Annotated in this window: 5 protein-coding genes; 2 read left to right on the forward strand and 3 right to left on the reverse strand. The window is 72.2% G+C overall.

Annotation, left to right across the window (positions count from 1 at the left end):
* Window positions 1-48: 48 nt before the first annotated feature.
* From aspS to ABZ641_RS22695, 3 genes are read right to left on the reverse strand one after another with little or no spacing between them, the layout of a single operon-like run.
* Entirely contained in the window at window positions 49-1821 is a 1773-nt protein-coding gene (aspS, locus tag ABZ641_RS22685; protein ID WP_344624187.1) for an aspartate--tRNA ligase, read from the reverse strand.
* Window positions 1818-3080, reverse strand: a complete 1263-nt coding sequence (hisS, locus tag ABZ641_RS22690) for a histidine--tRNA ligase (protein ID WP_344624186.1) — start codon at window positions 3078-3080, stop codon at window positions 1818-1820. Before hisS ends, aspS begins: the two co-directional genes overlap by 4 nt.
* Window positions 3081-3091: 11 nt before the next feature.
* Entirely contained in the window at window positions 3092-3799 is a 708-nt protein-coding gene (locus tag ABZ641_RS22695) for an MBL fold metallo-hydrolase (protein WP_344624185.1), read from the reverse strand.
* 239 nt (window positions 3800-4038) lie between these two features.
* Between ABZ641_RS22695 and ABZ641_RS22700 the strand changes: the two genes are divergently transcribed.
* Window positions 4039-4830, forward strand: a complete 792-nt coding sequence (locus tag ABZ641_RS22700; RefSeq protein ID WP_344624184.1) for a peptidylprolyl isomerase — start codon at window positions 4039-4041, stop codon at window positions 4828-4830.
* A 255-nt stretch (window positions 4831-5085) separates the two neighbouring features.
* Window positions 5086-6315, forward strand: coding sequence for a DUF349 domain-containing protein (locus ABZ641_RS22705; RefSeq protein WP_344624183.1), 1230 nt, complete (start codon window positions 5086-5088; stop codon window positions 6313-6315).
* Window positions 6316-6363 lie beyond the last annotated feature (48 nt).

Here is a 6363-nt window from a genome sequence, read left to right on the forward strand (position 1 = left end):
GTCGGTGCGGTGCACCGACCGGGGCCGTGACAGGGTAGCCGACCTGGGTCAGGCCTTGGGCTCGGTCTCCGACTTGGGCTTGGCGTCGACCCCGGCCTCGCGGCGCTGCGCGGGGGTGATCGGGGTCGGGGCACCGGTCAGCGGGTCGCCACCGGTGGACGTCTTCGGGAAGGCGATGACGTCACGGATGGTGTCGTACCCGCCGAGGAGGGTGACGATGCGGTCCAGGCCGAAGGCGACACCGCCGTGCGGCGGCGGGCCGTAGTTGAAGGCGTCCAGCAGGAAGCCGAACTGCGAGGTCGCCTCCTCCTCGGAGAGGCCGATCGCGTCGAACGCGCGCTTCTGGACGTCCCGCTGGTGGATACGGATCGAACCGCCGCCCAGCTCGGAGCCGTTGAGCACCAGGTCGTAGGCGTTGGAGAGCGCGTTGCCCGGGTCGGTGTCGAAGGTGGCGAGCGACTCGGCGGTGGGCGCGGTGAAGGGGTGGTGCACCGCGTGCCAGCCCTGGAACTCGCCCTTGTCGTCCTCGATGGGCTCGAACATCGGGAAGTCGACGACCCAGAGGAAGGCCCACTGGGACTCGTCGATCAGGTTGCAGCGGCGGCCGATCTCCAGGCGGGCGGCGCCGAGCAGCTCCTGCGAGGGGGCCTTCTTGCCGGCGGCGAAGAAGACCGCGTCGCCGGGCTTGGCACCGGCGGCGGCGGCAAGGCCGGCCAGGTGCTCCTCGGAGAGGTTCTTGGCGACCGGGCCGCGGAGCTCGCCGGTCTCGGCGTCGACGAGGACGTAGGCGAGGCCGCGGGCGCCGCGGGCCTTGGCCCAGTCCTGCCAGGCGTCGAGCTGCTTGCGGGGCTGCGAGGCGCCGCCGGGCATGACGACCGCGCCGACGTACGGGGCCTGGAACACGCGGAACTCGGTGCCGGCGAAGTACTCGGTGAGGTCGGTCAGCTCCTGGCCGAAGCGGACGTCCGGCTTGTCGGAGCCGTAGCGGGCCATCGCGTCGGCGTAGGTCATCCGCGGCAGCGGGTTGGGGACCTCGTAGCCGTGGACGTCGCGCCAGATCGCGCCGATGATCTTCTCGCCGAGGGCCAGGACGTCCTCCTGGTCGACGAACGAGGCCTCGATGTCGAGCTGGGTGAACTCCGGCTGGCGGTCGGCGCGGAAGTCCTCGTCGCGGAAGCAGCGGGCGATCTGGTAGTAGCGCTCCATGCCGGCCACCATCAGCAGCTGCTTGAACAGCTGGGGCGACTGCGGCAGGGCGTACCAGTGGCCGGGCTGCAGGCGGACGGGGACGAGGAAGTCGCGGGCGCCCTCGGGGGTGGAGCGGGTGAGGTACGGCGTCTCGATGTCGAGGTAGTCGTTCTCCTCCATCACCCGGCGGATGATGTTGTTGACCTTGGAGCGCAGGCGCAGCGCGCGGGCCGGGCCCTCGCGGCGGAGGTCCAGGTAGCGGTAGCGCAGGCGCACCTCCTCGTTGACCGTGCCGGGCTCGTACTCGGCGACCGGGAACGGGACGGGGGCGGCCTCGGAGAGCACCTCGATCGCGCTGACGACGACCTCGACGGCGCCGGTGGCGATGTCGGGGTTCTCGTTGCCCTCGGGGCGCACGCGGACCTCGCCGACGACCTTGACGCAGTACTCGGCGCGGAGGCCGTGCACCGAGTCCAGGTCGCGGACGACGATCTGCACGGTGCCGGAGGCGTCGCGCAGGTCGATGAAGGCCACGCCGCCGTGGTCGCGGCGGCGGGCGACCCAGCCGGCCAGGGTGACGGTCGTTCCGGCGTGCTCCGCGCGGAGCGTGCCCGCGTCGTGCGTGCGGATCACAGCTGCTTCTCCTTCAGGGTGGATACGAGTGCTTCGAGGGCGACGGGGACCTGCTCGCCGGTGGTCATGTCCTTGAGCTGGACGACCCCGGCGGCGAGATCTCGGTCCCCGGCGACCAGGGCGAAGCGGGCGCCGGAACGGTCGGCGGACTTCATGGCGTTCTTGATGCTCTTGACGCCGAAGGCGAGGTCGGTGGCCACCCCTGCGCGGCGCAGCTCGACCACCTTGGCGAAGAGGACGTTCTTGGCCTCCTCGCCGAGCGCGACGGCGTAGACGGCGGTCGGCGCGGGCAGGTCGAGGACGACGCCCTCGGCCTCCAGGGCCAGGTAGGTGCGGTCCACCCCGAGGGCCCAGCCGACGGACGGCAGCGCGGGGCCGCCGATCATCTCGGAGAGCCCGTCGTAGCGGCCGCCGCCGCCGATCGCGGACTGCGCGCCGAGGCCGTTGTGCACGAACTCGAAGGTGGTGCGGGTGTAGTAGTCCAGGCCGCGGACGAGCTTGGGGTCGTCGGTGAAGGCCACGCCGTTGGCGGTGAGCAGCTCGCGGACCTTCTCGTCGTAGGCCTTGCAGTCCTCGCAGAGGTAGTCGCGCAGCATCGGGGCGCCGCCGAGCTGGGCCTGCACCGACTCGCGCTTGTCGTCGAGGACGCGCAGCGGGTTGATCTCCGCGCGGCGGCGGGTGTCCTCGTCGAGGTCGAGGCCGGCCAGGAACTCGACCAGGGCGGCGCGGTAGACCGGGCGGCACTGCTTGTCGCCGAGGCTGTTGAGCAGCAGCGTGTAGTCGCTCAGGCCGAGCGAGCGGAAGGCGTCGTCGGCGAGGACGATCAGCTCGGCGTCGAGCGCTGCGTCCTCCGCGCCGATCGCCTCGGCGCCGACCTGGGCGAACTGGCGGTAGCGGCCCTTCTGGGCGCGCTCGTAACGGTAGTACGAGCCCGAGTACCAGAGCTTGACCGGTAGGTTGCCCTGCTTGTGCAGGTTGGCCTGGAGGGCGGCGCGCAGCACCGAGGCGGTGCCCTCGGGGCGCAGCGCGAGCTCGTCGCCGCCCTTGGTGGTGAGGTTGTACATCTCCTTGGTGACGATGTCGGTGGACTCGCCGACACCGCGGGAGAAGAGCTTCACGTCCTCGAAGACCGGCGTCTCGACGTAGCCGTACCCGGCCAGGCGGGCGGGCGCGGAGAGGCGCTCGCGGATCGCCAGGAAGGTCGCGGAGCTCGGGGGCAGCAGGTCGTAGGTGCCCTTGGGGGCGGAGAAGGTGCTCAACGTCTCTTCCGTCACATTCCTCGTCGCGGGTGGGCCGGAGCGTCCTGCGCACCGGCCGCCTGCAGGAGGTACGGGTTGGTGGCGCGCTCGCGGCCGATGGTGGTCTGGGAGCCGTGGCCGGACAGGACCACGGTCTCGTCGTCGAGGGGCAGGCACACCCGGGCCAGCGATTCCATGATCGCCTTGCTGTCCCCGCCCGGGAGGTCCGTACGCCCGACGGAGCCGGCGAACAGCAGGTCGCCCGAGAACAGGACCGGGGGGATCTGGTCCGACGAGGGCGTCCGGAAGGTCACCGACCCCCTGGTATGGCCGGGGGCGTGGTCGACGGTGAGCTCCAGGCCGGCGAGTTCCAGCACGCTGCCGTCGGTGAGTTCGCGGACGTCGTCCGGCTCGCCGACGGTGATCGAGCCCATGATCTGCTGCCCGAGCGAGCGGCCCAGGCCGCGGCCCGGGTCCTTCATCATGTAGCGGTCCTCGGGGTGGATCCACGCCGGGACGCCGCGGGCGCCGCAGACCGGGACCACGGAGGCGATGTGGTCGATGTGCCCGTGGGTGAGCAGCACCGCGACCGGCTTGAGCCGGTGCTCGCGGACGAGGTCCTCGACGCCCCGCGCGGCCTCGTGGCCGGGGTCGACGATCACGCACTCCTCGCCGGCGGCCGGTGCGACCAGGTAGCAGTTGGTGCCCCAGGCTCCGGCGGGAAATCCGGCGACGAACACGTGAGTCCTTCGGTCGATTCGGGCGGCGAGTCGGGAGGTCGCGGGCGGTCGTGTCACCGCCCGGTCACACCGCAGCCTACCGGCGGCACGCCACCGGGAGCGAACCAGATAGCCCAGTGGCGGAGCCGTTTGATCTCGTGCTTACGCCCGGGGTCCTTACACTTGGCCGCCTGCGGATGCGATGATCCGCACCGGAACCCCCCAATCCCCGCCTCAGCATTCATCAGGAGACACGGCCGGTGGTCAGCAGCGAACAGCGGCGGCGGCAGCTCGCCCGCGAGAAGTACGAGCGCCAGATCCAGCGCCGGGCCGAGGCCCAGAAGCAGGCGCGCAAGCGCAACGTGCTGGTCGGCGCGGGCGTGGCCGTCGCGGTGGTCGCGGCTGCCGGTACGGCCTGGGCGCTCGGCGGCTCGGACGGCGACAAGAAGGACGCGGCCGCGGCCCCCACGCCGACCGCGGCGGCCACCCCGGTCAAGGGCTGCACCACGCCGGCCCCGGGCTCCCCGAACGGCAAGCAGTTCAAGACCGAGCCGGCGATGACGGTGGACACCAAGGCCTCGTACACGATGGCGCTGGACACCAGCTGCGGCAAGGTCACCATCGCGCTGGACGCCGCGAAGGCCCCGCACACGGTGAACTCCTTCGCGTTCCTGTCGAACGAGAAGTACTTCGACCACACCAAGTGCCACCGGCTCACCACCGAGGGCATCTACGTGCTGCAGTGCGGCGACCCGACGGGCACCGGGTCCGGCGGCCCCGGCTACCAGTTCGCGGACGAGAACCTGACCGGCGCGACCTACCCGGCCGGCACGGTCGCGATGGCCAACGCCGGCGCGGGCACCAACGGCAGCCAGTTCTTCCTGGTCTACAAGGACACCCAGCTCCCGCCGAACTACACGCCGTTCGGCAAGGTGACGGGCGGCCTCGACGTCGTGCAGAACATCGCCGCGGGCGGTGTGCAGGGCGGCGGCGGCGACGGCGCGCCGGTGGCCGACGTCGTCCTCAACTCGGTGACCACGACGAAGGGTTGATCCCTCCGGGCGGTGACCGGCCGGCTCCCGGCCGTCCGGTCACCGCGATCGGCCGGGAAATCACCCGGCCCGGATGCGGACAGCACCGACGCTGGTCGCCTATGTTGCTGTTGTATAGGGTGCCCTGACCGTCGGCCGTCACCCTCGGCAGCACTCGGCGGCAGGACGGCGGACTCCACCGGTCCGCCGCACATTCAACTGTGGACGACGTGCCGACGCCGATGCGGCGGGCGGGACGTCATTGGAGGAGGCGCTGTGAGCAGCGACCCGTGGGGCCGTGTCGACGAGCAGGGGACCGTGTACGTCAGGACGGCCGAGGGCGAACGCGTCGTCGGCTCCTGGCAGGCCGGCTCCCCGGAGGAGGCCCTGGCGTACTTCGAGCGCAAGTACCAGGGGCTGGAGGCCGAGATCGGCCTGCTGGAGCACCGCGTCCGGAAGACCGACCTGGCCGCCAAGGAGGCCCAGGTCGCCCTGGACCACCTCAAGGCCCAGGTGGCCGAGGCGCACGCGGTCGGCGACCTGGACTCGCTCGCCAAGCGCCTCGAGACGCTGAGCGGCGAGATCGAGTCCCGCCAGGCGGAGCGGCGCGCGGCCCGCGCGAAGGCCCAGGAGGACGCGCGTTCCTCCAAGGAGGCGCTGGTCGCCGAGGCCGAGCAGCTCGCCGAGTCGACCCAGTGGCGGGAGGCCGGCGACCGGCTGCGCGCCCTGGTGGAGACCTGGAAGGGCCTGCCCCGGCTGGACCGCAAGAGCGACGACGAGCTGTGGCACCGCTTCTCGCACGCCCGCTCGGTGTTCTCCAAGCACCGCAAGGCGCACTTCGCTGCGCTCGACAACGAGCGCGAGCACGCCCGGCAGACCAAGGAGAAGCTGGTCGCCGAGGCCGAGGCGCTCTCCGGCTCGACGGAGTGGGGCGACACCGCCGCGCGCTACCGCGACCTGATGGCGCAGTGGAAGGCGGCCGGGCGGGCGCAGCGGGACGCGGAGGAGGAGCTGTGGGCGCGGTTCCGCGGCGCCCAGGACGTCTTCTTCCAGGCCCGGTCCTCCGCGTTCAGCGAGCGGGACGCCGAGCAGGGCGAGAACCAGAAGCTCAAGGAGGCGCTGCTGCTGGAGGCGGAGGCGATCCTGCCGATCACCGACCTCAAGGCGGCGAAGGCGGCGCTGCGCGAGGTCAACGAGCGCTGGGAGGCGATCGGCCACGTGCCGCGTGCCGCCCGCGGCCAGCTGGACGGCCGGCTGAACGCCGTCGAGCGGGCGATCCGCGAGGCCGAGGACGCCGAGTGGCAGCGCACCAACCCGGAGGCCAAGGCCCGCGCGGCCGGCATGACCGGGCTGCTGCAGCAGGCCGTGGACAGGCTGCAGGCGGACCTGGACAAGGCCCGTGCGGCCGGCAACGCGAGCCGGGTCGCCAAGCTGGAGTCCGAGCTGGCGGGCCGTCAGGCCCTGCTGGACCAGGCCCAGAAGAGCCTGGAGGAGTTCGGCGGCTGACGCCCCGCTCCCCCGTGCACGACCGGAGGGCCCCCGCCGCGGCGGGGC

Origin of the sequence: Kitasatospora sp. NPDC007106 (assembly GCF_040634455.1) — a bacterium.
Taxonomy (GTDB): domain Bacteria; phylum Actinomycetota; class Actinomycetes; order Streptomycetales; family Streptomycetaceae; genus Kitasatospora; species Kitasatospora arboriphila.